Source organism: Micromonospora sp. WMMD961, assembly GCF_029626145.1.
Lineage (GTDB): Bacteria > Actinomycetota > Actinomycetes > Mycobacteriales > Micromonosporaceae > Micromonospora.
The window spans coordinates 3,794,186-3,819,036 of the sequence record NZ_JARUBJ010000002.1 but is presented as its reverse complement, the minus strand read 5'-3'; the positions used below and the strand labels follow the sequence as shown (position 1 = coordinate 3,819,036).

Annotated in this window: 29 protein-coding genes; 15 read left to right on the top strand and 14 right to left on the bottom strand. The window is 70.6% G+C overall.

Annotated features, from left to right (window positions below; genetic code table 11):
- Positions 1-2: 2 nt before the first annotated feature.
- Both O7614_RS17385 and O7614_RS17380 read right to left on the bottom strand, forming a co-directional pair.
- Positions 3-194: a DUF397 domain-containing protein gene (locus tag O7614_RS17385; RefSeq protein ID WP_278139509.1), complete on the bottom strand. Its 192-nt coding sequence runs from the start codon at positions 192-194 to the stop codon at positions 3-5.
- Entirely contained in the window at positions 185-955 is a 771-nt protein-coding gene (locus O7614_RS17380) for a DUF5753 domain-containing protein (protein ID WP_278139508.1), read from the bottom strand. Before O7614_RS17380 ends, O7614_RS17385 begins: the two co-directional genes overlap by 10 nt.
- Before the next feature lie 203 nt (positions 956-1,158).
- Between O7614_RS17380 and O7614_RS17375 the strand changes: the two genes are divergently transcribed.
- Entirely contained in the window at positions 1,159-1,455 is a 297-nt protein-coding gene (locus O7614_RS17375) for a hypothetical protein (protein ID WP_278139507.1), read from the top strand.
- Positions 1,455-1,700: a flavin reductase gene (locus tag O7614_RS17370; protein WP_278139506.1), complete on the top strand. Its 246-nt coding sequence runs from the start codon at positions 1,455-1,457 to the stop codon at positions 1,698-1,700. The genes O7614_RS17375 and O7614_RS17370 overlap by 1 nt, the downstream gene beginning before the upstream one ends.
- On the opposite strand, the gene O7614_RS17365 is transcribed toward O7614_RS17370, so the two are convergent.
- The 3 genes from O7614_RS17365 to O7614_RS17355 all read right to left on the bottom strand — a co-directional run bounded on the left by O7614_RS17365 (position 1,701) and on the right by O7614_RS17355 (position 4,044).
- Positions 1,701-2,288, bottom strand: a complete 588-nt coding sequence (locus tag O7614_RS17365; protein ID WP_278139505.1) for a GNAT family N-acetyltransferase — start codon at positions 2,286-2,288, stop codon at positions 1,701-1,703.
- A gap of 221 nt (positions 2,289-2,509) precedes the next feature.
- Positions 2,510-3,016, bottom strand: a complete 507-nt coding sequence (locus tag O7614_RS17360) for a DUF664 domain-containing protein (RefSeq protein ID WP_278139504.1) — start codon at positions 3,014-3,016, stop codon at positions 2,510-2,512.
- On the bottom strand, positions 3,013-4,044 hold the full coding sequence (locus tag O7614_RS17355) for an aldo/keto reductase (protein ID WP_278139503.1): 1,032 nt from the start codon (positions 4,042-4,044) through the stop codon (positions 3,013-3,015). Before O7614_RS17355 ends, O7614_RS17360 begins: the two co-directional genes overlap by 4 nt.
- Before the next feature lie 122 nt (positions 4,045-4,166).
- Between O7614_RS17355 and O7614_RS17350 the strand changes: the two genes are divergently transcribed.
- Positions 4,167-5,717, top strand: a complete 1,551-nt coding sequence (locus O7614_RS17350; RefSeq protein WP_278139502.1) for a glycosyltransferase family 39 protein — start codon at positions 4,167-4,169, stop codon at positions 5,715-5,717.
- 33 nt (positions 5,718-5,750) lie between these two features.
- Here the strand turns inward: O7614_RS17350 and O7614_RS17345 are convergent, their stop codons facing one another.
- Complete coding sequence (locus O7614_RS17345; RefSeq protein WP_278139501.1) at positions 5,751-6,233, bottom strand: Rrf2 family transcriptional regulator; 483 nt, start codon at positions 6,231-6,233, stop codon at positions 5,751-5,753.
- Between the two features lie 125 nt (positions 6,234-6,358).
- Here O7614_RS17345 and O7614_RS17340 point away from each other — a divergent pair, with 125 nt between their 5' ends.
- Positions 6,359-7,105: an SDR family oxidoreductase gene (locus O7614_RS17340; protein WP_278139500.1), complete on the top strand. Its 747-nt coding sequence runs from the start codon at positions 6,359-6,361 to the stop codon at positions 7,103-7,105.
- Between the two features lie 69 nt (positions 7,106-7,174).
- Here O7614_RS17340 and O7614_RS17335 read toward each other — a convergent pair whose 3' ends face one another.
- Positions 7,175-8,422, bottom strand: coding sequence for an MFS transporter (locus O7614_RS17335; RefSeq protein WP_278139499.1), 1,248 nt, complete (start codon positions 8,420-8,422; stop codon positions 7,175-7,177).
- 125 nt (positions 8,423-8,547) lie between these two features.
- On the opposite strand from O7614_RS17335, the gene O7614_RS17330 reads away from it, so the two are divergent.
- The gene (locus tag O7614_RS17330; RefSeq protein ID WP_278139498.1) at positions 8,548-9,531 is read left to right on the top strand and encodes a LysR family transcriptional regulator; all 984 of its coding nucleotides are present in this window, start codon (positions 8,548-8,550) and stop codon (positions 9,529-9,531) included.
- Here the strand turns inward: O7614_RS17330 and O7614_RS17325 are convergent.
- Complete coding sequence (locus O7614_RS17325; RefSeq protein WP_278139497.1) at positions 9,524-9,682, bottom strand: hypothetical protein; 159 nt, start codon at positions 9,680-9,682, stop codon at positions 9,524-9,526. The genes O7614_RS17330 and O7614_RS17325 overlap by 8 nt on opposite strands.
- The gene (locus tag O7614_RS17320; RefSeq protein ID WP_278139496.1) at positions 9,658-10,221 is read right to left on the bottom strand and encodes a GNAT family N-acetyltransferase; all 564 of its coding nucleotides are present in this window, start codon (positions 10,219-10,221) and stop codon (positions 9,658-9,660) included. Before O7614_RS17320 ends, O7614_RS17325 begins: the two co-directional genes overlap by 25 nt.
- Positions 10,222-10,277: 56 nt before the next feature.
- Between O7614_RS17320 and O7614_RS17315 the strand changes: the two genes are divergently transcribed.
- From O7614_RS17315 to hemC, 3 genes are read left to right on the top strand one after another with little or no spacing between them, the layout of a single operon-like run.
- Entirely contained in the window at positions 10,278-11,105 is an 828-nt protein-coding gene (locus O7614_RS17315) for an alpha/beta hydrolase fold domain-containing protein (protein WP_278139495.1), read from the top strand.
- Positions 11,078-11,965, top strand: coding sequence for an RNA polymerase subunit sigma-70 (locus tag O7614_RS17310; RefSeq protein WP_278139494.1), 888 nt, complete (start codon positions 11,078-11,080; stop codon positions 11,963-11,965). Before O7614_RS17315 ends, O7614_RS17310 begins: the two co-directional genes overlap by 28 nt.
- 55 nt (positions 11,966-12,020) lie before the next feature.
- The gene (hemC, locus tag O7614_RS17305) at positions 12,021-12,962 is read left to right on the top strand and encodes a hydroxymethylbilane synthase (protein ID WP_278139493.1); all 942 of its coding nucleotides are present in this window, start codon (positions 12,021-12,023) and stop codon (positions 12,960-12,962) included.
- Between the two features lie 49 nt (positions 12,963-13,011).
- Here hemC and rox read toward each other — a convergent pair whose 3' ends face one another.
- Positions 13,012-14,436 (bottom strand): rifampin monooxygenase, encoded by a 1,425-nt coding sequence (rox, locus tag O7614_RS17300; RefSeq protein WP_278142289.1) that lies wholly within the window; start codon positions 14,434-14,436, stop codon positions 13,012-13,014.
- Positions 14,437-14,806: 370 nt separating this feature from the next.
- On the opposite strand from rox, the gene O7614_RS17295 reads away from it, so the two are divergent.
- From O7614_RS17295 to O7614_RS17280, 4 genes are all read left to right on the top strand, one after another.
- The gene (locus O7614_RS17295; RefSeq protein ID WP_278139492.1) at positions 14,807-15,274 is read left to right on the top strand and encodes an HNH endonuclease; all 468 of its coding nucleotides are present in this window, start codon (positions 14,807-14,809) and stop codon (positions 15,272-15,274) included.
- A 216-nt stretch (positions 15,275-15,490) separates the two neighbouring features.
- Entirely contained in the window at positions 15,491-16,546 is a 1,056-nt protein-coding gene (locus O7614_RS17290) for a DUF418 domain-containing protein (protein ID WP_278139491.1), read from the top strand.
- Positions 16,513-17,739: a histidine kinase gene (locus tag O7614_RS17285; protein WP_278139490.1), complete on the top strand. Its 1,227-nt coding sequence runs from the start codon at positions 16,513-16,515 to the stop codon at positions 17,737-17,739. The genes O7614_RS17290 and O7614_RS17285 overlap by 34 nt, the downstream gene beginning before the upstream one ends.
- Positions 17,736-18,392, top strand: a complete 657-nt coding sequence (locus tag O7614_RS17280; protein ID WP_278139489.1) for a response regulator transcription factor — start codon at positions 17,736-17,738, stop codon at positions 18,390-18,392. The genes O7614_RS17285 and O7614_RS17280 overlap by 4 nt, the downstream gene beginning before the upstream one ends.
- Positions 18,393-18,558: 166 nt before the next feature.
- Here the strand turns inward: O7614_RS17280 and O7614_RS17275 are convergent, their stop codons facing one another.
- Entirely contained in the window at positions 18,559-18,879 is a 321-nt protein-coding gene (locus tag O7614_RS17275) for a phosphotransferase (RefSeq protein WP_278139488.1), read from the bottom strand.
- 403 nt (positions 18,880-19,282) lie between these two features.
- Here O7614_RS17275 and O7614_RS17270 point away from each other — a divergent pair, with 403 nt between their 5' ends.
- Positions 19,283-20,059, top strand: a complete 777-nt coding sequence (locus tag O7614_RS17270; protein ID WP_278139487.1) for an aminoglycoside phosphotransferase family protein — start codon at positions 19,283-19,285, stop codon at positions 20,057-20,059.
- 283 nt (positions 20,060-20,342) lie between these two features.
- On the top strand, positions 20,343-20,729 hold the full coding sequence (locus O7614_RS17265; protein WP_278139486.1) for a hypothetical protein: 387 nt from the start codon (positions 20,343-20,345) through the stop codon (positions 20,727-20,729).
- Here the strand turns inward: O7614_RS17265 and O7614_RS17260 are convergent, their stop codons facing one another.
- Positions 20,730-21,449: a TetR/AcrR family transcriptional regulator gene (locus O7614_RS17260; RefSeq protein ID WP_278139485.1), complete on the bottom strand. Its 720-nt coding sequence runs from the start codon at positions 21,447-21,449 to the stop codon at positions 20,730-20,732.
- A gap of 85 nt (positions 21,450-21,534) precedes the next feature.
- Between O7614_RS17260 and O7614_RS17255 the strand changes: the two genes are divergently transcribed.
- Positions 21,535-22,428, top strand: a complete 894-nt coding sequence (locus O7614_RS17255) for an NAD(P)H-binding protein (protein ID WP_278139484.1) — start codon at positions 21,535-21,537, stop codon at positions 22,426-22,428.
- Here the strand turns inward: O7614_RS17255 and O7614_RS17250 are convergent.
- Positions 22,406-22,873, bottom strand: a complete 468-nt coding sequence (locus O7614_RS17250; protein WP_278139483.1) for a hypothetical protein — start codon at positions 22,871-22,873, stop codon at positions 22,406-22,408. The genes O7614_RS17255 and O7614_RS17250 overlap by 23 nt on opposite strands.
- 10 nt (positions 22,874-22,883) lie before the next feature.
- On the bottom strand, positions 22,884-24,785 hold the full coding sequence (locus tag O7614_RS17245; RefSeq protein WP_278139482.1) for a prolyl oligopeptidase family serine peptidase: 1,902 nt from the start codon (positions 24,783-24,785) through the stop codon (positions 22,884-22,886).
- Positions 24,786-24,851 lie beyond the last annotated feature (66 nt).

Below are 24,851 nucleotides of genomic sequence, written 5' to 3'. Positions count from 1 at the left end.
GGTCAGGCGGCGTGGCGGACCAGCGCGACGAAACACCGCCACGACGCGGGACTGACCGCCAGCGTTCCGCCGTCGCGATCCTTCGTGTCCCGCACCAGGACCACACCCGGCAGGTTGTCGGCGACCTCGACACAGTTGCCCCCGTTGCCGCCGCTCCTCGTGCTCTTCCGCCACCGCGCGCCGGTCATGTCCATGCTGCTGCCGCTTCTCTGAGGAGTGCCAGGGAACGCCCTCGGGGCAGCGCCTCTCCGCGAATCCGCTCCCACCGTCGCTCCAGATTAACAAGGTCCGATGGCTGGTCCAGGATCTGCGCCTGGGCCGCGCTGTCCACGTGCGCGACCCGGGAACCGTCCGGCATGTCCGCGATGGTGAACGGCCCGTCGAGCCCGGGATAGCTGGGCGCGTCCGCCGGGACGATGTGCAACTGGACGGTGCCCGCTTCGGCGTGCCCGACCAGCCGCGCGAGTTGCGTGGCCATCAGGGCGCGGTCGTCGCCGACGCGCCGTCGCAGCACCCCCTCGTCCAGCACGGCCACCAGCAGGGGCCCGCCCCCTCCCGGGGCGAGGATCGCCTGTCGGTCGAGGCGCGCCTCGGTGAACTCGTCGATCGCCTCTTCCGCCAGCATTCCGCCGGCCAGGGTCGCGCGCGCGTACGCCTCGGTCTGCAACAACCCGGGCACCCACGCCAACTCGAACGACCGCAGCGTCACCGCCTCGCGTTCCAGGTCGACCCACGGCCGGAACCACACCGGCTCACGGCGGTGGCCCGCGTCCGGCCACAGCGTGTCGATGTCCTTGGCGAGAAGGTCGGCGACGGTCGCCCGGTGCCGACTCTGTGGAATGTGCCCCGGGTTCGCCCATCGGGCGACGGTCTTCGGGTGCACACCGATCCGGTCGGCGAGGCTTTCGGCGGTATGGCCCGCTGCGGCGAGCGCTGCGACAAAGGCGTGGTTCATCCCGTCCTCTCCTGGTGCAAAGCGGCTGCGATGAAGACATAACGCAACGCTGTGTGCTTGTCCAGTAACTACCGGCAAAGTGCGGTATCAGGTGGCGCGGCCGGCAGGGATTCGACCCGGCGGGCGCGTTCGCGGGGCCGCTTCCGGTGGGCGAGCACTCCCGGAAGCGGCCCCTTCCCAGACGCCGACCAGAGGGAAGACCCGTGCCGGAGAGCAACGAAGACGCTGGCCGGTTCAGGGCCGGCGACGTGGTCCTCCTGACCGACGCCGCGAGCGTGCAGTTCCGGAGACCGATCGTCGTCCGCGTCATCCGCGAGATACCCGACCGGTACACCTACGACGGTTGGCTCTGGCTCGACGCGTATCAGCTGAACGCGAAGGGTGAAGCGGTGGCACGGCGTGAACTGTTCGTGATGCGCGCGGGCGTACGGCGGCAGGCACCCGGCGACGCGCGGCGGCCCGCGCCCCTCCGGCGTCGGACCACCGCGCGGACCGTCTGATGCGCGAGCACCGCAAGCATGTGCCGTCGCGGCCGTCGTGGTGCTGCCCGGTCTGCGGCATCCGGTGGCCGTGCTCGGCCGCGAAGCTGCGCCTGCTCGCCGAGTTCCGCGAGGACCGGCCGGGTCTGCTGACGCACCTGGCGAAGGTTCAGGAGGCGGCCACCGCTGACCTCGCCACGCTCCACCCGGGCGTCGCGCTTCCCGACCTGACCCCGCGTTTCGTCGGCTGGGCGGAGACCCGCTGATCAGACCGGGCCGTCAGTGCGCAGCCGAGCGTGCAGGTGCATGTCGTGCCAACCGTCGGTGTGGCGAACCGACCCTCGGCGCATGCCCTCCACCGGGAAGCCGGTCCGCGCGGCCACCCGGCAGGACGCCGCGTTGCCGGTCGAGTGCTCCAGCGCCAGCCGGTGCAAACCAGCCCGAGTGAAGCTCCACCGGACGAGTGCCCCCAGTGCCTCGGTGGCGATGCCCCGACCACGCGCGGTGGGCAACAGCCAGTACGACACCTGCGCCGACGCCTCGGTCAGCAGCATGTCGCGCAACCCCACCTGGCCGACCGGCCGGTCGTCGGCGTCGACCACCGCCCAACTGGCGGCCGTCTCGTCGCGCCAACGGTCGGCCCACTGCACCGTCCACGACCGCGCCTCGTCGTCGCTGTCGAGACGCCGCACGTGCCATCGCTGGATCGCCGGACAGTCGAATGCGGCCCGCACGGCCGGGGCGTCGTCGTCATGCCAGGGCCGCAGCGCCAGCCCGGGACGCACCGGAAGGTGGGGTTGCTCCTGGGCGGCGAGGCTACCGGCGGGCAGGGCGGGCGCGACGAGCAGCGGCATTCGCCCATTATCGACCCGAGGGCCGCACTTGCCGGTCGGACCGCCCCCCGACGTGAGAGATCTTGGACAGTTCCCGTTAGGGCATAACGGAAACTGTCCAAGATCTGGTGGTACCACCGCTGTCCGACAACCCGCTCGCCCCTGGCTCGGACGTGACGCACAGCCGTTCACACCAACGAAGCCCCGAGCAGCGACATCAGGCCATCATCGAGCCGAGGTTCTCACTCTCCGGTCGGACCCCCGGCGAGTTCGGCGATTACGTCGAGGTGGCCCAGGTGTCGGGCGTACTCCTGGACCAGGTGGAACAGCACCCGCTCCAGCGACGCCGGGTCCGCGCCGTTCCAGCGCGGGCCCGGCGCGCCGATCTCCGCCAGGTCGTGGGCCGTCACGACCGCGCTGGTGTGCGCGCCCTGCGCCCGCAGCGCCGCCACCAGGTCCTCTCGGGTCACGTCCGGGGCGACGTACCAGCGGTCGTCACGGCGGTCACCCCACGGCTCGGCCACGTCGCGACCCTGGAAGCCCCACTCGATCCAGCGCAACTCGACGTGCCGCAGGTGGGTGAGCAGTTCCAGCGGGGTCCACCCCGACGGCAGCCGACTGCTTCGCAGCTCCGACTCGTCCAACGCCGACACCTTGGCCACCATGGACTCCCGGAAGTAGTCCAGGTACCGCAGGAAGACCTCGTTGCGACTGCCGGCCGGGGCGGTGGGCTCGGGGAACGACGTCACGACGCGCCCGACAGCTCACGGCCGCGCTGCCGCACACCCGCGCTGCCGTACGGGTAGTCGCCCACCAGCGGCGCGCTCGCCTCGTCCAGCAACCGCATCTGCTCGGCGTCGAGATCCAGGTCGGCGGCGGTCAGGTTGTCGTCGAGCTGCTCGGTGGTACGCGCGCCGAGGATCACCGACGTGACTGCGGGCCGGGCCGCCAGCCAGGCCAGCGACACCGCCGACATGGACACGCCTCGCTCGTCGGCGATCTGGCGGACCGTGTCGAGCACCCGCCAGGTGCGCTCCTCGGCGTTGCGACCCGCGTACGCCTCGACGCCCCGCTCCGGGTTCTCGCCGAGCCGGGTCGCCCCGGTGGGTGCGCTGTCGCGCTGGTACTTGCCGGTCAGCCAGCCACCGCCCAACGGTGACCACGGCAGGATGCCGATGCCCTCGCTCTCGCAGACCGGCACCACCTCGAACTCGATCTCCCGGGCCAGCAGGTTGTACTGCGGTTGCAGGGTCACGATCGGGGTGAGGTTGAGGTGCTGGGTGAGCAGGGCCGCCTTCTGCAACTGCCAACCGGTGAAGTTGCTGACGCCCGCGTAGCGGATCTTGCCAGCGCTGACCGCGTCGTCGAAGAACCGCAGCGTCTCCGGCAGTGGGGTCAGCGGGTCCCAGGCGTGCGCCTGGTACAGGTCGACAGCCTCGACGCCGAGCCGCCGCAGACTGGCGTCCAGGGCCCGGGTGAGGTGCACCCGGGACAGCCCCGCGTCGTTGGCGCCCGGACCCATCGGGAAGCGCCCCTTGGTGGCGATGACGAGGCGATCCCGCACGTCGGGCCGCGCCCGCAGCCACCGTCCGACGATCTCCTCCGAGACGCCGCGGGAGTAGACGTCGGCGGTGTCGAGGAAGGTGCCGCCGGCCTCGACGAACCGGTCCAGTTGGGCGAAGCTGCCGGCCTCGTCGGTCTCCGCGCCGAAGGTCATCGTGCCGAGGCACAGGGTCGACACGACCGTGCCGCTGGCGCCCAGGTTGCGATAGCGCATATCGTCCTTTCGGTCCGAGTGACAGAGCCGATCTTCGCACTCGTCCCGACCGCCCGCACACGGCACAGTGCCGTAGACCGCACGGGCACCCAAGCGGCATCGTCGCCGGTCATCATGAGCGGGTGAGCGACCCCGCGATCGACATCGACCGACCGCACCAGCCCACCCCACCACCGTCGACGACGCCACCCGAGCCCGGCACGCCCACCCGCGGTCCCTGGCTGGTGGCCGCCGCCACCACCGTGACGCTGCTGCTGCTCGCGGGGCGTTACGGCTACCATCGCGACGAGCTGTACTTCCTGCTCGCCGGCCGACACCTCGACTGGGGCTACGTCGACCAGGGGCCGCTGGTTCCGGCGCTGGCCCGGTTGCTCGACACGTTCGCCCCCGGCAACCTGGTCGTGCTGCGTACCCCGTCGGCGTTGCTCGCTGGCGGCGCGGTGCTGCTGGTCGCCGCCGTCACCCGGGAGTTGGGCGCCCGCCGGGGCACGCAGACCTTCGCGGCGGTGCTCGCCGCGTTGTCCGGCATCGTGCTCGCCAGCGGTCACCTGCTCAGCACCACCACCGTCGACCTGGTGGTGTGGCTGGTGGCGGCGTGGTGTGCGGTGCGGTTGCTGCGCACCGGTGACAGCCGTTGGGCGCTCGGCATCGGGCTGGCGCTCGGCGTGGGCATGCTCAGCAAGGTGCTGCCGGCGTTGCTGGCCGTGGGTCTGCTCGCCGGGGTGCTCATCGCCGGGCCGCGTCGGCTGTTGCGGGACCGGTGGGTGCTCGCCGCCGCCGGGATCGCGCTTCTGTTGGCCGCCCCGAACCTGATCTGGCAGGCGGCGCACGGCTTTCCGCAGCTCGGGGTGGCTGCCTCCATCTCCGGCGGGGACAGCTCCTACAGTGGCCGCCTCGACGCGTTCACGCTTCAGTTCGTCATCATCAGCCCGTACGCCGTGCCGATCTGGATCGCGGGGCTCGTGGCGCTGCTGCGGCGACCGGCGTGGCGGGCGTACCGGGCTGTGGGTTGGGCCTGGTTGGTGGTGATCGGCATCGTGCTGGTCGCCGGCGGCAAGGGTTACTACGACGCGCCGTTGCTGCTGGTCCTCACCGCGGCCGGCGCGGTGGTCACCGCCGCGTGGGCGTCGCGGGGGTCGCTCCGGTTGCGGCGAGGGCTGCTCGGGCTGGGTGTGGTGCCGTTCCTGCTGCCCAACATCGTGTTGTTGCTGCCGGTGCTGCCGGCCGACCGGTTGCCCGGTTTCGTGGTCGACGTCAACTACGACGCGGGCGAGACGATCGGCTGGCCGGCGTTCGCCGATTCGGTGGCCGCCGTCCATCGTGGCCTGTCTCCCGAGGAGCGTCCGCGGGCGGTGATCCTGACCGGCAACTATGGTGAGGCGGGAGCGTTGGCCCGTTTCGGTCCGGCCCGTGACCTGCCCCGCGCCTACTCCGGGCACAACAGCATGGTCGACTTCGGTCGCCCACCCGCCGACGCGGACGTGGTGATCGCCGTCGGCTGGGACGGTCCCGGTCGGTTGAGCTCCTGGTTCGAGTCGTGCACGCAGGCCGGGTGGGTGGACCAGCGGGTCGAGGTGGACAACGACGAGAACGGCGGCCCGATCCACGTGTGCCGGGGGCTGCGGCGTCCGTGGGCGCAGATCTGGGACACCGAGGTACGCCACACCGGGTGACGGTGCTCAGCCGGCTCCGCCGGTCCGGCCGGCTCAGCCGGCTCCGCTGGTGAGCCAGGTCTGGATGCCGGCCAGGGCCTCCGGGCCGGAGTTGCTGTCGACGTCGCGGGCGAGGTCGGCGATCGTGACGGCGGCGAGCGCCTGCCGCCAGGCGTCCTCGGCCGCCCACATGGCGCGGGCGACCGGGCACGGGGTGGTGCAGGCGTCGGCCGGTGTCGCGAACGGGCCACGCTGGCGGATCTCGGTGCAGACGAACGTGGGACCCGGTCCGTCGATAGCCCGCACCACGTCGAGCACCGTGATGCTCTCCGGCGCGCGGGTGAGGACGTAACCGCCGGACTTGCCCTGCACGGAGTGGATCAGGTCGGCGCGGGCGAGGGACTGGAGCTGCTTGGCGAGGTAGCTGCTGGACACGTCGTGCAGCTCCGCCAGCTTGGCCGCCGGGACGGGCGTGTTGCTGGCGGTGAGGACCACACAGCAGTGCAGCGCCCACTCGACCCCGCCGGACATCTTCATGACGTCACCCTAGTCACCCCGCTACTCGGACCCATCGTGTCCGAGTATAGTTCACGGACAGAAGAGGTCCGAGTTTGCCGGACGAACGAAGCCGGACAGCGGACCACACAGCCACAGGAAGGTGCATGACCATGAAGATCGCCGTACTGGGTGGGACCGGCCTCATCGGGTCGCAGGTCGTCAAGATCCTGCAGAACGTCGGACACGAGGCGGTGCCGCACTCGCTGTCCACCGGGGTGGACCTCCTCACCGGCCACGGCCTGACCGAGGCGCTCACCGGCGCCGAGGTCGTCGTCAACCTGACGAACTCGCCGACCTTCGACGACGCCTCCCCCGCCTTCTTCCAGACGACCATGGACAACCTCCTGGCCGCCGCCGGCAGCGCGGGCGTCGGACACGCGGTGGTGCTCTCCATCGTCGGCGTCGACCAGGTGCCCGACCTGGCCTACTACCGCGCCAAGGTCCTCCAGGAGGACATCCTCAAGGCCGGCCCCGTCCCGTACTCGATCGTGCGCGCCACCCAGTTCTTCGAGTTCGTCGAGGCGATCCTGTCCTGGACCGCCGACGACACCACCGTCCGCCTGCCCAGCACCCCGGTGCAGCCCATGGCCGCCGCCGACGTGGCGCAGGCCGTCGCCGACGTCAGCATGGGCGCGCCGCTGCAGGGCATCCGCAACGTCGCCGGCCCGGACGTCTTCGGCCTCGACGAACTGGGCCGGATCACCCTGGCCGCCCGCGGCGACCAGCGCACCGTCACCACCGACGACAACGCCGGCATGTTCGCCGCCGTCCCCGGTGACGTCCTGATCGCCTCGGACGACGCGGTCCTCGCGCCCACCGCCTACCGGGAGTGGCTCGGCCGCCAGAGCTGAGGTGCCCGCCGGCACGCACGTCGCCGTGGCGGTCGACCACCAGGGCGACGTGCGGTACGGCAGCTCGGGTCAGAAGGACGCCGCCGCCGGCTCGCGATCTGGCACCGGATCGGCGGCCGGACGGCCGGGGAGCAGCAACGGGCTGGCGAGGATCAGCAGTCCCGCGACCGCGATGGCGGTGCGCGGGCTGGTGGCGTCGGCGAGCAGTCCGCCGAGGGCGCTGAGGATCGCGATGGCGGCGCTGGTGCCGATCGACCAGGCCGCGAGCGTACGGACGGTGCGATCTCGGGGAGTCTGCTGCAGGCGGTAGGTGGCCAGGACCGGGTTGTACAGGCTCATGCTCAGGACGATCGCGAACTCGACCGTGATCACCGTCGCGAGACCGGCGACGCCGGGTTGGACGAAGGCCAACCCGATCAGCCAGACCGCGCGCAACGTCCCGACGGTACGCAGGATCCGATGCTGGCCGTACCGCGTCACGACCCGGTTGGCCAGGCGTGACCCGACCAGTCCACCGACGCAGGGCACGGCGAAGGCGAGGCCGTACTGCCACGGTGGGAATCCGAGGTCGCCGAGCAGGAGCACGGCCAGCAGTGGCTCGCTGGCCATGATCAGTCCGCTGACGAGCAACTGGTTGAGGTAGAGCGCCCGTAGGCCTCGGTGGGTCAGCAGGTGCCGCCAACCGTCCAGCACCTCGGCGGCCCGGTCGCGGCGTTCGCCGCTGCGCCGGGGGCGCTCCTCCCGGCCGCGAATCGCGGTGATCCCGAGCGCGGACAGCAGATAGCTGACCGCGTCGGCCCCGATGCTGGCGACCGGCCCGAACACGCCGACCGCCGCGCCGCCCAGCGGCGGGCCGAGCGCGATGGCGCTCCACGTCGTCGACTCGAACCGCGCGTTGGCCAGGAGCAGGTCGTCCGGCCGGACGAGGGCCTTGAGGTAGGCGCCGCTGGCCGCCCCGAAAGCGATCTTGGCGGTGGCGACGACGGCCGAGACGACCAACAACTGCGCGAAGGTGACCCGGTCGAGGGCGTACCCGACGGGAATCGTCAGCAGGGCCGTGAACCGGACCAGGTCCATCGCGATCATCACCGGCCGCTTTCGGTGAAACTCCACCCACGGCCCGAGCGGCAACGCGACCAGCGCGCCCACCGCCGGCCCCACCGCGGAGAGCACGGACACCTCGGCGGGGCCGGCATCCACCACCAGCACGGCGATCAACGGCAGCGCGCCGAAACCGAACCCGGAGCCGTACGCGCTGACCGCGTACGCCGCCCACAACCAGCCGAACCGTCGGCCCAGGGACCGTCTCGCGCCCACGCCCACCCCGCTTCCGGACAACTGTTTGTTGACCGCCGCGAGCAAAGCAAAAGCAAGGACCACTGATCAAACAACCGACGGAGCGGCCAGCCACAACCAGACGTTGTGCATGTAGGGTCCACCTCGTGGATCTCGACGCCGTGCGCACCTTCGTCGTCGCCGCCGACGCCGGCCAGTTCCAGGACGCCGCCGCCGCGCTGTCGATCACCCAGCAGGCCGTGTCCAAGCGCATCGCCGCGCTGGAGAAGGACCTGGAGGTACGACTGTTCAACCGCACACCTCGCGGCGCGCATCTCACCATCGATGGTCAGACGTTCCTGCCCCACGCCCGGGAACTACTGCGGGTCGCGGCGCGCGCCGACGCGTCCGTACGGCCTGGTCGGCGTGCCCTGCGCGTCGACGTGCACAGCCGACGCATCGCCCCGGCGGTCGTCCTGCAGGACTTCCACCGTGCGTACCCACGCATCGACCTGGACGTCGTCACCCTCGACGCCGACGTGCACGCCGCGATCGCCGCCGTCGAGGCCGGGACGGTCGACGCGTCCTTCCACGCCGTGCCCGTGCGCGCACGGCACCTGCCCGCCGCGATCAGAGTCGCCCGCGTGATCGACGAGCACCACGAACTTCTCGTCGGGCCGCGCCACGCGCTCGCCAACGCCCACGCGGTCACACCCGCCCAACTGGCCGCACACCGCATCTGGATGCCTGGCGTGGCCCCCGGCACCGAGTGGGCCGACTACTACGACGAACTCGCCGCCGCGTTCGACCTCACCATCGACCTGGTCGGCCCGGTCTTCGGCAACGAGGCACTGCTCGCCGAGATCGCCGACTCCGCGCACCTGGCGACGTTGGCCGGTGAACGCACGCGGTACCTGTGGCCGGACAGTTACGACCTGCGGCGGGTGCCCGTACGCGATCCGGCGCCGATCTATCCCATCTCCCTGATCTGGCGCGACGACAACAGGCATCCCGGCCTGCCCGCGCTCCGCGAGCACCTCGACTCCCGGCACACGCGGACCCGGTTACCCGACCCCGAGGTCTGGTTGCCGACCTGGGAAGACACGACGGTCCCGCCGCGCCCTGGCGTGCGGCGCGGCGGGATCACGTGACCTGCTTCCTGACGACCCACCGGATCCGGCGGGTGTGCCACCGGGCCGCCACGCCGATCAGCACCAGCAGGATGCCGGCCGCCGCGACGGCGACGATCGGCGTACCGGTGACCGGCAGGCCCGGGATCAACCCGACCCCCGGGACCGCCATTCGTCGTCCAGGACCGCGAAGACCAACTGGTCGGCCCACTCCCCCTCGAACAGGTAACTCGCCACGTGGCGCGCCTCCTGACGCATACCGAGCCGCCTCATCAGACGAGCGGAAGCGTCGTTGCGCGCGTGGCACCGACCGTAGACACGATGGAGCCCGAACTCGGTGAAACCCCAGTCCACCAAGGCCGCGGCGGCCTCGGTGGCCAACCCACGACCGCCGTGGTCCGGGTGGACGACGAAACCCAGCTCAGCCGTCCGGTCGGCCTCGCTGCGCCACACCAACTCCACGTGCCCGATCACGCCGGTCTGGTCCACCACCGCCACCGTGAGGCAGTCGCCCTCCACGCGCAGCGCGTCCTCAGCGGTCATGGCGAGCACCGACGCCCGCGACTGCTCCCGGGTACGCGGCCCGGCACCACGCATCCACCGCGTGACGTCGGGCCTGCGCTGGTACGCGTACACCTCGTCGAGGTCGTCCGACCTGACCGGACGCAGCGTGAGCCGCGCGGTACGGATCGGGTAGGTCGGTGCGGACACCAGCCGATCCTAGGGTCGACCGATTCCTTTCAACCACGCTCGCGGTCGGTACCGGCATGGACGCGATACGGAAGATGTACGCCCGCTGGGCAGCCGGAGACATGGGCGAGGACGACCAGTGGGGTGACGTGACGGCCGAGCCACGCGGCCTGGACTACGTGGAGGTGTCGGCGGACGGGGTGCCGGCGATGTGGCTCGTCCCGCACGGCGTCGGCCCGGACCGGGTGATCGTCGCGCTGCACGGCGGCGGCTTCGTCAGCGGGTCCCTCTACACCCATCGGAAGATGTACGGGCACCTCGCGAAGGCGGCCGGCGTACGGGTGCTGCTCGCCACCTACCGGCAGGCGCCGCAGTTCCGGCACCCGGCACAGACCGAGGACGCCGTCACCGCGTGCCGGTGGGCGATGACGCGCGCCCGGACGGTCGCGCTGGCCGGTGACTCCTGCGGCGGCGGTCTCGCCGTACAGGTCGCGCTTCGGGTGCCCGGCGTGGCCGCGCTGCTGTTGCTGTCTCCGTGGATCGACATGGACCCGGCGCAGACCGCGACCTCCTACGAGGAGAACGCGGCCACCGACGTCTTCTTCACCCGACCGATGGTGCAGAGCCTCATCCGGCAGTACCTGCCCGAGGGCGCGAACGGCCTGGCCCCGGACGTCAACGCGTTCCACGCCGACCTGTCCACGCTGCCCGACATCTACGTGCAGTGCGGTGGCGACGAGAGTGGTCGGGGTGACAGTGAGCGACTCGCGAAGCTCACCGGCGCCCGGCTGGACGTCTTCGACGGGCAACCGCACACGTTCCAGATGGCCGCCGGGCGCGCACCGGCCGCCGACGAGGCGATCAGGAGGTTGGCCGCATGGGTACGCCCGAAGCTGGGGTTCTGACCGAGGCGTTCGAGGCGGAGCGTCGGGGCTTGTTCGCCCACGCGTACCGGATGCTGGGCGCCTATCACGAGGCCGAGGACGTCGTGCAGGACACCTACGTGCGGGCGCTGCGTGGCTGGGAGACGTTCGAGCGGCGTTCGTCGGTGCGCACCTGGCTCTACCGGATCACGACGAACGTCTGCCTGACCGCGATCGAAGGCCGCGGGCGGCGCGCGCTCGCCTCCGACGTCAGGCCCGACGACCTCGGGGCTCTGGTTGTGGAGCCGTTCCCGACGGACCCACTGGACCTGGTCACCGCGCGCGAGAGCGTACGGCTCGCGTTCGTGGCCGGGTTGCAGCACCTCGCGCCCCGGCAACGCGCGGTCCTGCTGCTGCGGGAGGTGCTGGCCTTCTCCGCCGCCGAAACCGCTGCGGCACTCGACATGTCGGTGCCGGCGGTGAAGAGCGCACTGCAGCGGGCCCGGGTACGCCTCGCCGGGGCCGCGCCCACCCGCGACGACGTGCTGGACGCGACCTCTCCCCGCGCCCGAGGACTGCTCGCCCGGTACATGGCCGCCTGGGAGGCATCCGACGCCACCGCCTTCCGCGAGGTGTTACGCGCGGACGCGGCCATCGAACCGGTCGGCTCGCCGACCTCCTACGCCGGCCGTGAGGCGTGCCTGGCCTTCGCGACGCCGGCGATGGGAGCCGCAGGAGACTGGAGAATGGTGGCGACCGGGGCGAACGCCCAACCCGCGGCGGTGGCATGGTTCCGGGGTGAACTCTTCGGTGTGGCGGTGCTGACGGTCACCGAGGGAGGGATCGCGGCGATCACCCTCTTCGGCAACCCGCGGGCGGCGGAAGGGTTCACGGCCGCCTGAGTCCGACGTGGGGCTTGGCGTCGACGCACACGTGCGACGGTCTACTCTCGCCGGTATGTCCGACTCACGCCTGCTGCGCATCGGCACCCGCAACTCCCCGATGGCGCTGGCCCAGGCCGAACGGGTCCGCGCGCTGCTCGCCGACCGGCACCCCGACCTCACCGTGGAGGTGAGGTCGATGTCGACCAGCGGAGACCGGTGGCTCGGTGACCTGGCCGCGCTGGGCGGCAAGGGGGCGTTCACCAAGGAGGTGGACGCCGCCCTGCTCAACGGGGACGTCGACCTGGCCGTGCACTGCGTCAAGGACGTACCCGGGGACCGACCGGCGCCGGCGGGCACGGTGCTGGCGGCCTACCTCTCCCGCGACGACGTCCGGGACTGCCTCGTCCACCCGGGCGGGCTGCGCATCGAGCAGTTGCCGGCCGGCACCCGGGTCGGCACCTCCGCCGTACGCCGGGTCGCCCAGTTGGCCCTGCACTGGCCGGACCTGGTCCCGGTGGCCATCCGCGGCAACGCGAACAGCCGACTGGCCAAGCTCGACGCCGGTGAGGCGTACGACGCGCTCCTGCTCGCGGTCTCCGGCCTGCACCGGATCGGACGGGCCGACCGGATCACCCACCCGATCGACGTCGACTCGATGATCCCGGCGGTCGGCTCCGGCACCCTGGTCCTGCAGTGCCGCGACGACGACACCCGCACCCGTGAGGTGGCGGAGAGCCTCAACGACCCGCGCACCTGGCGGGAGACCACGGCCGAGCGGACCATGCTGCACATCCTGCAGGGCACCTGTCACTCGCCGATCGCCGCGCTCGCACGTACCGAACCCGACGGTCGTCTCGGCCTGCGCGCGAGGGTCATCAGCCTCGACGGCAAGACCGTCCTCGACGTACACGAGTGGGCGGCGGACCCGATCACCCTCGGCACGTCCGTCGCCGCGGCCCTGTTGCGCCAGGGCGCCCGTGAACTCCTCGACCTGCCCACCCACGGGTCGGCCTGACCTGTCCGCTGGCCCGGCGGCAGGGGCGCAGGGCCAGCGGACCCTGCCGTCAGCCGGTCGGGCTGCCGAACCAGCGGGTGAGCTGTTCGTCCAGGTCCCGCTGCCCGTCGCCGATCCAGGCGACGTGGCCGTCCGGGCGTAGCAGGGCAGCCGGAGCGTCCACGGCGGCGGTGGGGTCGGCGAGGTGATCGACCCGGTCCGACCAACCGCCGACGGTCAGCCGCCCGGTCCGGTCCAGCAGCAACCCACGACCGCGGTGCGTCAATTCGTAGAGGGTTCCCTGTGCGAGTGTGATGTCGCGCAGGCGGCGTCCGAGCAGATCCGGGCCAGGGCCGAAGTCGTACCGGATGTCGATGCCGGTGATCTTCTCGATCAGGCGGCGGTTGACCACGGCGAGGTCCATCAGTTCGGTGAGCAGCCGGCGCACCGCCCGCGGGCCGGGTTCGGGCGACAGCAACTCCGTCTGGGCGCGCGTGTTGTCCAGCACCTCCTCGGCGACCGGCCGGCGTTCCTCCTGGTAGGTGTCGAGCAGGGTCTCCGGCGCCCAGCCCCGGACCTGCGCGGCCAACTTCCAACCGAGGTTGAACGCGTCCTGAACGCCCAGGTTGAGGCCCTGCCCACCGATCGGTGGGTGGATGTGTGCCGCGTCGCCGGCCAGCAGCACCCGCCCCACCCGGTACCGCTCGGCCAGGCGGGTGGCATCGCCGAACCGCGACAACCAGCGCGGGGAGTGCGCGCCGAAGTCGGTTCCGGCAACGACCCGCAACCGTGTGCGGAAATCATCGAGGGTGGGCGGTTGGGCGCGATCGCTCACTTCTCCGGCGGGGACCACGACGCTGTACACCTGCCCCCCGAAGGGCCGCAGCCAGAACGGGCGGTGGGTGTCGCCGACCTGGGCCACCCGGGCCGCGACCTCCTCCGGGGACGCGGTCAGCATCATCTCGCCCATCAGCGTCTCGGTCCGCGAGGGCTCGCCCGGAAAGTCGACGCCGAGCAGTTTGCGCACCGTGCTGCGCCCGCCGTCGCAGCCGACGACGTACCGCGTCCGCAGCTGCTCCCCGTCGGCCAGCTCGACGGTCACCCCGTCCTCGTCCTGGGCGACACCGGCGAGCGCGGCACCGCGCCGGACCTGTGCCCCCAGGGCGATCGCGTGCTCTTCGAGCAGACGGACGATGACCGGTTGTGGGATGCCCAGCAGGTAGGCGTGCGCGGTGTCCAGGTCCTTGGGCGCCGGCTTGTCGATGGCGGCGAAGAAGCCGCCGGCCGGGCGCTGCCGGCCCCGCTCGCGGATACGCTCCAGCAACCCGCGCATCGCCATCACCTCAAGGGTGCGGACGTGCAGGCCGACGATGCGGGCGAACGACGTCGGCTCGGTGTCCCTCTCCAGGACGAGAACCCGGACGTCGTGCAGCCGCAGCTCGGCGGCCAGCATCGCGCCGGTCGGGCCGCAGCCGACGATGATCACGTCGAACAGGGGGTGGCGTTCGGTGGTGGTGTGTTGCCCAGAGTGCATGGGTGTTGCCTTTCGGGAGTGGCGAGGCGCTCCCGGCGACACCTACGTCAATCGCCCGACCGTGACGGAGAGAGGGAGCACCCACATCGCTGCAACGTTCATGGGTCTCACCTCCTCGGGCAGGGTCACGTTCCCCAGCAAACTACAAGCCCCGGCGTCGTCGCGTCCAACGCATTCTCGGCACATGGCGTCGTCCCGAACCGCGCCGACTCCGTAAGATCGGGGATGTTGCTGCCTCCGACGCGCGGGAGGCAGCAACATCCCCGAAGTTGAGGCGCTGGCCCGCCGCCAGCCAATCGGGCTTGTCAGGGCGCTGGCCTAGCCTGACGAGATGCTGTCGCAGGTGAAGGGCTTGGCCCGGCATTTCACTGAGGAGACCCTTCGCGCGTACCTCCTCGATCGTTCGGTCCGCCGGGACGACGGCTGCCTGATCGTGCGCGGCTACGGCAGCCGGCGGGGCGTCTACCAGAAGGTCGCTGGCCGGGCGTGGGCGCACATCGCGGCCTACGTCGTCTTCGTCGGCAACTTCGATCCGGACCTTGATGTGCACCATCTGTGCGGGATGCCGGATTGCATCGAGCCCACCCACCTGCGGCAGGTGAGCCACGCCGACACCTGCCGTCACCGCACCCAGCGGCCGCGCTGCCGCAACGGGCACGAGCGGGAGATCGACCCGGTGAGCGGTCGATACCGCACGGTCTGCCGAGTGTGCAACAACGAGGCGCAGAAGAGGTGGCGCGCGCGCCAGTCCGCAGAGGTCGCCGCGGCCCGTGCCGCGTACGGCCGGCAGCCGGGCTGAGGCCCGACAGCACCACCTGCCGGCCCGTGACTAACAAGGCCACCACTTCCGGTCAACCCAACCCCACGCTCGGATCGCGGCGAGATCCGCGCAGCCGAGTAGCGACATTCCGAACTATCTGGCGGCGGCTGGGAATGGCCGAAAGTACGACGGCTCAGGCACCGGCGTGGACTTTTGGCCGAGGGGCCGGGACGGTCGCTCGACCAGGCTTTGGGCATGTCATGGAACAGTATTGGAAACGTCGACATCATCGACGTCGGCCGGTCTCGGCCCGCCGCACCCCAGGCGCGGAAGCGCGTCGACGCGCTCGATGTGCTTCGGGGCTTCGCCCTGTGCGGGATCCTGCTGGCGAACGTGAAGCCGATCGCCCATCGCGGCGGCGAAATCGGCACCGGGCACGTACCGGAGACGACCGCGGCGACGGTGCTGCATCTGCTGGTCGATCAGCGATTCTTTCCGATCTTCTCGTTACTGTTCGGCGTAGGCTTCTCACTGGTGCTCGAGTCGACGCAGGCGCGGGCTCGGCAACCGCGAGTGGTGCTGCTGCGTCGGCTGCTGGCACTGCTGGCCGTGGGCCTGTTCCACTTCCTGATGTTGTGGAAGGGCGACGTTCTCACCGTGTACGCGGCGCTCGGCATGCTGGTCCTGTTGCCCTCCACGTGGTTGCCGCGTCGCGTGGTGGCGGTCACCGCCGGGCTTCTCATCGTGTTGTCGGTGAGTTTGTTCGGCGGCTGGTACTCACTGATCCCCGGTCTGTTTCTGCTCGGTTCCGCGCTGACGCGCTACGGGGTGGTCAAAAGGATCGGCTCGGGTCCACGTACCACTGCGGTGTTGGGGTTGATCTTTGCCTTTGCCGCCGTGCCGACGGCGGTGATCCAGTTGCGCGCAGGGTCAGCCGACCCGGGCAGCACCACGTTCAGGGTCGCCTATCCGGCCGCCGGGTTGCTGACCGCCGGTGCCTACGTGTGTGGGATCTTGCTGCTGCTGAGGACGCGGCTGGCCAGGCCGTTGACCGCCGTATTCCGGCCGCTGGGACAGATGGCGCTGACAAACTATCTGACCGCGACGGTGCTGGTGCTGGCGATCTCCGGCGTTGTCGGGGGCTCGGACCGCTGGCCGGTCGGCGGCGTGGTAGCGGTCGCCGGGGCAATCCTGCTGATGCAGTGGACGTGGTCGGTAGTCTGGCTGCGCCGGTGCCACCAGGGGCCGGTCGAGTGGCTGTGGCGGTGGGTAACGTGGTGGCAGCGGCCGCCGCTGCGGCGCCCGTCATGACCAGCCGCTGCTCCGGATCCAGCAGGAGAGGCGTCATGATTCTCGCCGGCAGCCGCACCGGCCTGCCGGGCAGACTGGTCGAGGCCACGTTCGGCGTGTTGCTCGCTGCCGGTCTCGTCATTGAGGTGGCGGTGGTGCTGAGCCGCCGCTCGGTTTGGCCGGTGGGCACGGCGCTGGTGCTGATCACGGCGGTGGTGTGCGGGGCAGCGATGCTGCGACGACGGTTCCCCGCTCGGGCGGCGGCCACCGCAATCGCCTTGTGCGCGGCCGCCGAGCTGATCGACTGGCTGACCGACCAGCGGGGGCAGCCCGCTCCGATCGCCTGCCTGGCGCTGCTGGTGGTGACTGCCTCCGCAGTGCGGTTCCTGCCCGGTGCGGCAGGTGCCGTCGCGGTCGCCGTCGGTTCCGGGATGGTCGCCGTAGGCACCATCGAGCGGTACGCAACCTATCTGGCTCAGGACGTTCCGAACGCATGGACAGCCACGCGGATCATGGTGGTTGGCTGGGCGCTCGCGGTCACGGTGGGTCTGTGGCTGCGGCTCGGCGACGCGCGGCGGCGGGCGATGGTTGACGAGGTGCGGCGTACCGAGCGGCTGGCACTGGCCCGCGACCTGCACGACGTCGCGGCCCATCACCTGACTGGCCTGATCATCCAGGCTCAGGTCGCGCAGCTTGCCACCGAAACCGACCCGCCCGCGATCCGGGCGGTCCTTGCCGAGATCGAGACGGCTGGTGCTCAGGCGCTCACCTCCCTGCGGCAGGTGGTGCGGCTGCTGCGGGACGACGAGCCAACGGTTGCGCCCGCGCCGGATTCCCTGGCCGAGCTGGTAGACCGCTTCGGCAGCACCGGCATTCGCGCTCGGCTCGACCTGCCCGACGGCCACATGCCGGCCGATTGGTCACCGGAGACTGCCATCGGCATCTACCGGATCGTGCAGGAGGCACTGACCAACGTGGCGCAGCACGCGCGCGATGCACGTACCGTCACCGTGACGCTGGCCCACGACCAGCGGGTTGCCCGGCTGCGCATCGCCGACGACGGACAGCCGGGCCGCGCTACCCGCCTCGATGGCCATGGTCTGGTCGGAATGCGAGAGCGGGCGACCGCCCTCGGCGGTGAGTTGAGCGCCGGTCCGGGCACACCCACCGGATGGACCGTCGAGGCCACCATCCCCGTACCGGGAGCATCATGACCATCCGCGTGCTCGTCGCCGAGGATCAGGCAATCGTCCGCCGAGGTCTTCGTCTGCTGCTGGAAAGCCAGCCGGACATCACGGTGGTCGCCGAGGCCGCCGACGGTCCCGAGGCGATCAGCCTTGCCCGGGAGCACCGCCCGGACGTGTGCCTGGTGGACATCCAGATGCCACGGTTGGATGGTCTTGACGTGACCCGCACACTTGCCGGTTCGGCCGTACGCGACCCACTGCGGGTCGTGATCATCACGACCTTCGACCTGGACGAGTACGTGTACACCGCGCTGCGAGCGGGCGCTGTCGGATTCATCCTCAAGGGATCGGGACCGGCCCTGCTAGCCGAGGCGGTGCGGGCAGCGCACACTGGTGACGCGATGATCTCGCCATCGATCACGATGCGGCTGCTGAAGCAGTTCGGGCCGATCGCGGCCCCATCGCCACGCCGAACCGCGACACCCTTGAGCAACCGGGAGGTCGAACTGATCAAGCACCTCGCCCGGGGACGCACCAACCAGGAAATCGCGCAGGAGTTGTTCGTCTCGCTGAGCACGGTGAAAGCCCACGTAGCCAACATCCAAGACAAGCTCCAGCTACGAAACCGTACCGAGATAGCCGCCTGGGCCTGGGAGAACCGGTTAGTAGCAGAGACGTGACGGACGACGGGCTGGCAACACCCACGATCCGGCAGGCTCGCCGTTTTCGTGGAACCTGTTAGTTACGGGCCTGCCCGTCCGCGCTGGTTGTTGCCTCCCGGAGTTCGCGCAGCCACTCGACGCCGAGCCGGTGGCCGGCGGGAAACTGGTCGTCGCGATCCCAGCGTCAGGCCGTGACCATCGCCAGCACGAGGGTCCGGCAATTCCGCAGCAGCTGGTGATCGGCACCCGGGTAGCGGTCACCGACGTCGTCGGGCGCGTGGGCCAGGTCGAACTCTATCGGCCCCCGGCAACACGTCTCGAAGTCGATGACGAGAGGGCCGCCCCGGGTCGGGAGCAGGTTGCCCGGGTGGGGTTCGCCGTGCAGGAGTTGCTCGGATCGGCCACCCTCCCCTACCGCTCGTCGCATGCGGTCCAACGTGCGGGCGAGGAATACCCGGTCCGAGTCGGCCAGCCTCGGCGTTCGGGCGTGGTCGGCCACCAGCATTCGGGCCGTGGAGACCGGTCCGTGAAGTGCGGGGCGGGCAGGTCGACGTGGCGCATCGCGGCGTGCAGACGTTCGAGGGCGCGGATGTAGTCAGTGTGAGGGCTCGGCTCTGAGGTCACGGGCTCGTAGTAGGTCCACAGGGTGACCACGTAGTCGGGTTATCGGACGGGCGCCTGACGGGAGCGAGAACCAGCCCTTCGTCGACCACTACACCAGCGTAATCCATTACGCCCAAGAACTGTCATTATGGTGCGTGGCCGTTTCGTCCCTTCCGTCCTAGCTATTTAATGGATTATCGGTAATAGCAATCCAGTAATTGACAACCACGGCTCTGCTTTTCCAGGTCAGCCCATCCCGGCAACCCACTAGCCGTGCAGGCCCTCTCTCGCTGAGGATGTCGGGCATGAGCGACCACAGCGCAAACGCGCTCGGCGAGCAGGAGGAAGTGCTACCCGGCGGCAACATGGGCGGTGCGACACGCGTCGGTGCCACTGTCCGGCGGCCCGCCGGGGCTTGGAGCCCGACAATCCAACGCCTGCTACGACACCTTCGTGAGCGCGGCGTCACCTGGGTTCCGCAACCGCTCGGGTCCGACGAGCACGGACGCGACGTTGTCTCGTACCTGCCGGGCATCGTGCCGCAGTACCCGTTGCCGGACTGGATCTGGAGGGAGGACGTCCTCACCGAGGCCGGTGTCTACCTCGCCGACCTTCACGGCGCCAGCGCGAGCTTCGACACCGTCAGCGGGGTATGGCGGTTCCCGGTGCGGCAGCCCGCCGAGGTCATCTGTCACAACGACTTCGCCCCGTACAACATGGTTTTCACCGACCGGCGGCTCACCGGCGTCATCGACTGGGACACTGCCTCGCCCGGTCCCCGGTCGTGGGATCTGGCCTACCTCGCCTACCGGCTGGTGCCGCTGGCCGATCCCGACAACGGCGACGCTATCGACAGTGACCTGGACCAGCGGGCACGTCGGCTGCGCATGCTCTGCGATGCCTATGGCTCGGGGCAGGACCCTGCTCACATTCTCCACGTCGCAGTGCATCGACTACACGACCTCGCCGCCTTCACCGAGGCGCGCGCTGATCAGGGGCAGGAGGGCATTCGCCATCACGTCGGGCTCTACCAACGCGACGCGAGGTGGATCACAGCGCACGCCGATCAGCTGCATGGTTGAGGACGATCGGTAAAGCGGTCAGCGGTAGCGATGATCCGGTGGCGGCAACACTCGCCAACTCTGTCGAACGTGGGCCGTCCTGAACTGACGGCTGACCTCAGCGTGGTTCAGGACCCGCCCGAATTGATTTCCGACGATAGAGTGGCTCCCGGGAACGGGGGTTCTTATGTCCGAAGTAGGTTCAGCCTGACCACCGCCACCACCGCCACCACCTGCGCAGCAGCCGGGGCCGGTCTGGTGGCAGCGGCCCGCGGCGCTCGTCGCCGGCATCGTCGCGCTGCTGGTGCTCGTCGGAGCCGGTGGGCTCGTCGTCTGGCAGGTCACGAAGGACGACAAGCCGCAGACCACGCGCGAGCAGTTCCGCGCGGCGGCGGCCGCGATGGGTGCCGCCGAGGCGGTCCGCCTGGTGGGCGCACCGATCGGCGGCGCGAGCACTGACCTGACCGTCCTCAAAGGAGGACAAGCGACCGGCACGGTGAGCCTGGGCGGACTGAAGATCGATGTGTTACGCATCGACGAGCGCACCTACGTCAATCGCCCGACCGTGACGGCAAGGGGGAGCACCCACATCGCTACAACGTTCATGGGTCTCACCTCCTCGGGTGGTGTCGCGGTCCTCTGCAAGCTATCTCCCCTGCCTGCTCTCGTCGATTGCTTTCCGGCCAGGTGATCACGGCGTCGGGTGGGCCAGTGACCGGTGCAGCCACTCGGCCATCAGCGCGCGTTCGGCGTCGGTGAGCCCCGGGAGGTCGGGCAGCACCGTCGCGAAGGTCACCGCGACCGCGTTCGTGGTGGTGTCGGGTGTCGCCGGAGCTGTCGCCAGGATGCTGGTGAGCACGGCATCGAGCATGGCCTCGCCCAGGCCGAGGTCGCGCTGGTCGGCGGGCATTCCCAGCAGGGTGAGGATGGTTCCGTTGCCCGCGGAGTGGATCATCAGGAGCGCGCGCTGTTCGTCGACCCGAAGGAGGCCGGCTGCGGCGAGTCGCCGTACGCGGCGACGCAGCACGTCGAGGCCCGCGACCGTTGCCGGCGAGGGCGCTCCGCTCCCCCGGGTGGCGATCAGCGCGTAGAGCTCGGGGTTTGTCAGCCCGAACTCCACGTGCGCGCGCCATCCGGAGCGCAGCTCCGCGACCGGATCGCCCGTCGCGACGTCCGCTGCGACCGATTTGCCGCTGACGTAGGTGGCCATGACGTGTTCGGCGACGGCGTCGATGAGGCCGTCCTTGTCGCCGAACAAGCGGTAGATGGTGGGCGCCTGCACACCTGCGGCCTGAGCGACGGCGCGTGTCGTCACGGCGTTCGCGCCCTTCTCGCGGAGCAGTCGGGTCGCTGCCGCGACGATTCCCGCACGGACGTCGTCGCGCGATGCCGTGTCCTGCGTCGTCACCATGAACCAATGCTAACAGCATCTTGTTAACCTCGAAATATCGGTGATAACGTAGCCAGCGTAACGCCGATAACAAGGAGTGTTGATCATGATCGTCGTCACCGGTGCCACTGGCCAGCTCGGGTCCCAGATCGTCGACCGGCTGCTCGACCGGTTGCCACCCGACGCCGTGGGCGTGAGCGTGCGTGACGTCGACAAGGCTGCGGTCCTCGCCGAGCGTGGCGTCCGGGTCCGCGCCGGAGACTTCACCGACCCGGCGACGCTGGGGCACGCCTTCGAGGGTGCCGACACGGTCCTGATCGTGTCCGCCGCCATCCGCGGCCCCGGCGCGCTCGTCGCCAACCGCGCCGCCATCGACGCCGCCCACGCCGCAGGAGCCAAACGAATCGTGTACACCAGCCACCAGGCCGCCTCCCGGGACTCGCTCTTCGCCCCACAGCCCACGCACGCCGCGACCGAGGAGCACCTGGCCGGCCTGGGGGTTCCCTTCACCGCCCTGCGCAACGGGTTCTACGCCAGCACACTCGGCTTCTCCATCGGCGCGGCGCTGGAGACCGGTCAACTCGTGGCACCGGAGGACGGCCCGGTGTCCTGGACCGCGCACGCCGATCTGGCCGAGGCGGCAGCCGTCGCCCTGGCCGAGGAGGGCCGGCTCGACGGCATCACACCGGCGCTGACCGCGGCGGAGGCGCTCGACCTCGGGGCGGTGGCCGGCATCCTGACCGACATCACGGGCCGCGCTGTCACTCGCATCGTCGTCAGCGACGACCAGTGGCGGGCGACAGCCATCGAGCGGGGCATGCCGGTCGCGGCGGCCGACTTCACCCTCGGCATGTACCGCGCGGCGCGTCGAGGAGAGTTCGCCGTCGTCGACCCGACGTTGCAGACCCTCATCGGCCGCCGCCCGACATCGGCGCGCTCGACGCTCGAGGCCATCGTCGCCACCCGACGAGTCGGGCTCAACGGCCGCCCGACGACCTGAGGGTCTGGAGTCCAGGAGCCGACGCGACGCGGCTTCGTCCCCGGCGAGGACAACCGCGCCGGAGGCGCGAGCGGTGGCCGTCGAGCCGGTGCAGGCGCTGCAGAGCGCCTTGATCGCGGACCTGCGTAGGGCCACCGCCCGTCACCCGGTCGACCAGCGGATCAACCGGTTGGTCGCTGAACTGCGCGTCCGAAGTGACCGCTTCGCCGAGCTGTGAGACGCCGGCGTCGCCGGTCACCACGAAACCGCCCGCCAGACGATCGACCACCCGCACGTCGGCGTTGTCACCTTCGACTGCGACATCCTCACCGTGGCCGGCAGCACCCTGCGCGTCATGGTCTACACCGCCGAACCCGGCACCGAGGACGCCGAGCGTCTCGCCCTGATCACCACCCTCGGCGTCCAGACAATCGTCGGCCAGCAAACCCGAGACGGTTGCCTTCACGCGGCCTCGGTCAGGGCCGCAGCCAGCGGTCGAACCAAGCCCGGGTCCGACGCAGGACGTCGAGTTGGTGGTTGCGCTCCCGAATCGAGTGGCCCTCTCTCGGGTAGATCACGAATTCGTGTTCGACCGTGAAGTGGCGCAGCGCCCGGTGCAGGTACACGGCCTGTCCGAGGGGGACGTTGGTGTCCTCGGCGCCGTGCAGGATGAGCACCGGAGTGCTGATGTGGCTGGCGAAGGAGACGGGGCTGACCGCGTCGTGTCGGTGTGGGCCGACGCCGGACCAGCCGGTGCTCCCACCGAGCGCGGCTTCGAACTGGCCGTTCTCCCCGGTCGCGGCGAGCATGCCCCAGTCGACGATGCCGGCGCCGACCAGCGCGGCGCGGAACCGGTCGGTCTGTCCGACGGCCCACGCGGACATGAAGCCGCCGTGGCTCCACCCGGCGATGCCCAACCGGTGGGGATCGGCGATGTTCTGCGCGATGAGGAGGTCGATGCCAGCCTGGATGTCTGTCCACTCCTCCTGACCGACCCGGCCGGCGACGCTGGCGGCGAACTGGTGGCCGTGGCCCTGGCCACCGCGCGGGTTGGGCAGGAACACCGCATAGCCGGCGGCGGCCAACCACTGCGCGCTGGGGGACCAGAACAACTGGCAACGGTCGGCGTGCCGATCGTAGGGGCCGCCGTGCACGATCGTGATCAGCGGGAACGGGCCTTCGGAGGCGGTTTTCCCAACCGGGAGCACGAGCAGGCCGTCGAGGGCGAGGCCGTCGGCCGCCCGGTAGGCCAGTGGCTCCTGCGTCCCGAGAGCGAGCCCGTTCAGCTCTGGACGAGTGTTGGTGATCTTTCGTAGCGGCCCGGCCGCGGGCCCGACGTGAACATCGGCGGGTTGATACCGGCTGCCGCTCAGCGCGGCGATCCTCTCGCCGGCACCGGTGGTGGTGAGGCCGTCGAGGCGTCCCGGATGCTGCGACAGGATCGTGAGGTCGGCGGGGCCGAGCCGGGCCACTGTCGTGTTGAGGCCGTCGGCGAGCACCACCAGTGCGGCGGCATCGGTCTGGCACAGCTCGGTGGGGCACATCAAGAGATCGGCGGTGCGGTTGCGCAGGACGCGGCTGCCCAGGGCGAGGTCGAACACGGCGGTACCGGCGTGTAGCGCCGGTGGGGTGAGGGCGAGGTAACCGAGGTGCCAGCCGTCCTCAGCCGGCCACCAGGCCAGGGAACGCGCGTCGACCGCGACCGGTCCGAGGTCCTCCACGGTCCCGGTGGCGTGGTCGAACAGGTGCAGCTGACGGCTGCGGGGGCCGTGGTCGCTGTCGGCGCTGGCCTGGGTGAGCACGGCGAGCGGGCCGCCGTCGGGCCGTTGCCGCAGGTCCACGACGTGTCGGTCGCCGAACACGTCCGGTGTGGTGATGCTGCCCGTGTGGAGGTCGAGCAGCCGCAACCGGGCACGTGGCTCCCGCTCGCCGGCGACGATGGCGTCGTCGCGGTCCCGGGCGCGGCGCTCGTCCTCCTCGGTAGGTTCGTCCTCGGCCAGCAGAGCGACCAGGCCGGGGTCGGCGAGGGGCAGATAGTCGATGATGCCGGCGCGCCAGCTGGTCAACGCGGTCACCGTGGCGTCGGCGACGGTGAGCCGGTGCACCTGCGGGGTGCCGCGGCGGGCGCGGTCGGACAGGAAGAACAGCGCCGCCGAGTCCGCCGACCAGCGCGGCCGAGACTCCGTGGCGGTGTCGGCGGTCGCCCGACGCGACGCGCCGAGGCCCTCGACGTCGACGAACCAGACCTCGGTGTCGAGGTGATCACCGGTCCGGCTGCTCGGCGCGAGGACGTAGCCGAGCAGACGCCCGTCCCGGGCGAGTACCGGGGTTTGCGGGTCACGACCATCGACCACGATCTCGGCGGTCAGACCTGTCACGCGAGCCAGTCTGCCAACATCGACGGGCCAACACACGACCGGGGCGGCCGACGACAGTCGGCTCAC

Coding starts and splice junctions, on each gene's coding strand:
- O7614_RS17385 (WP_278139509.1), bottom strand. CDS start 194: ATGGACATGACCGGCGCGCGGTGGCGGAAGAGCACGAGGAGCGGCGGC.
- O7614_RS17380 (WP_278139508.1), bottom strand. CDS start 955: ATGAACCACGCCTTTGTCGCAGCGCTCGCCGCAGCGGGCCATACCGCC.
- O7614_RS17370 (WP_278139506.1), top strand. CDS start 1,455: ATGCGCGAGCACCGCAAGCATGTGCCGTCGCGGCCGTCGTGGTGCTGC.
- O7614_RS17365 (WP_278139505.1), bottom strand. CDS start 2,288: ATGCCGCTGCTCGTCGCGCCCGCCCTGCCCGCCGGTAGCCTCGCCGCC.
- O7614_RS17355 (WP_278139503.1), bottom strand. CDS start 4,044: ATGCGCTATCGCAACCTGGGCGCCAGCGGCACGGTCGTGTCGACCCTG.
- O7614_RS17345 (WP_278139501.1), bottom strand. CDS start 6,233: ATGAAGATGTCCGGCGGGGTCGAGTGGGCGCTGCACTGCTGTGTGGTC.
- O7614_RS17340 (WP_278139500.1), top strand. CDS start 6,359: ATGACCATGAAGATCGCCGTACTGGGTGGGACCGGCCTCATCGGGTCG.
- O7614_RS17325 (WP_278139497.1), bottom strand. CDS start 9,682: ATGGCGGTCCCGGGGGTCGGGTTGATCCCGGGCCTGCCGGTCACCGGT.
- O7614_RS17315 (WP_278139495.1), top strand. CDS start 10,278: ATGGACGCGATACGGAAGATGTACGCCCGCTGGGCAGCCGGAGACATG.
- O7614_RS17310 (WP_278139494.1), top strand. CDS start 11,078: ATGGGTACGCCCGAAGCTGGGGTTCTGACCGAGGCGTTCGAGGCGGAG.
- hemC (WP_278139493.1), top strand. CDS start 12,021: ATGTCCGACTCACGCCTGCTGCGCATCGGCACCCGCAACTCCCCGATG.
- O7614_RS17295 (WP_278139492.1), top strand. CDS start 14,807: ATGCTGTCGCAGGTGAAGGGCTTGGCCCGGCATTTCACTGAGGAGACC.
- O7614_RS17290 (WP_278139491.1), top strand. CDS start 15,491: ATGTCATGGAACAGTATTGGAAACGTCGACATCATCGACGTCGGCCGG.
- O7614_RS17280 (WP_278139489.1), top strand. CDS start 17,736: ATGACCATCCGCGTGCTCGTCGCCGAGGATCAGGCAATCGTCCGCCGA.
- O7614_RS17275 (WP_278139488.1), bottom strand. CDS start 18,879: ATGCTGGTGGCCGACCACGCCCGAACGCCGAGGCTGGCCGACTCGGAC.
- O7614_RS17270 (WP_278139487.1), top strand. CDS start 19,283: ATGAGCGACCACAGCGCAAACGCGCTCGGCGAGCAGGAGGAAGTGCTA.
- O7614_RS17260 (WP_278139485.1), bottom strand. CDS start 21,449: ATGGTGACGACGCAGGACACGGCATCGCGCGACGACGTCCGTGCGGGA.
- O7614_RS17255 (WP_278139484.1), top strand. CDS start 21,535: ATGATCGTCGTCACCGGTGCCACTGGCCAGCTCGGGTCCCAGATCGTC.